Genomic DNA, 521 nt, shown 5'->3' on the forward strand with positions numbered 1-521 from the left:
GTAATCCGCATTGAAAGAAGTATTGCCTATGGCGATCGAATCAAAGCACCGGCCATATCCCAGGCCGCAGGACATTGGGAAATAACAACTGGTCAAGCCGTCGTAAGCTGAATTGTTATTGTCGAGATTGATCATATTAAAATCAGCCGTGACCACAGTCCATGCCGGCATGTTGTCTCGCCCGGCAGCCCACCAAAACCGGTCCACAAGTATTCCCCAGGAAAAAGGATTGGAAGAATTGAAATAGGTACGCAACGCGGAAAACTCCATCTCGTGAAGCAGACGCACCTCCCTGTATCTGGCCGCCTCCGTGTCAGTGGATGGCGCTACCGGAATATTAATCCCCCCGTTGGCATTGATCGTGCCTCCAAAAGTAGCCGCCGTGGTGATGGACAGAGTAGAGGCGGCAACCCTGTTGCAATTAACGACATTGCCGGATATTTCCCCGGAGGAAGCAAGCGCAGAAACATGGACAACGGCACTGTTTGAGCTGGCGTAAATCGTTGCTCCTCCGTTACTCA

1 protein-coding gene is annotated in these 521 nt (G+C 51.6%); it reads right to left on the reverse strand.

Going from position 1 to position 521, the window contains the following annotated elements; all coding sequences use genetic code 11:
* Window positions 1-521: hypothetical protein (locus tag ACFFUV_RS23900; RefSeq protein WP_390198512.1), on the reverse strand; the 521-nt coding region annotated here is incomplete at both ends.

The sequence above is a fragment of the Vibrio olivae genome (assembly GCF_042428525.1).
GTDB classification, from domain to species: Bacteria; Pseudomonadota; Gammaproteobacteria; order Enterobacterales; family Vibrionaceae; genus Vibrio; species Vibrio olivae.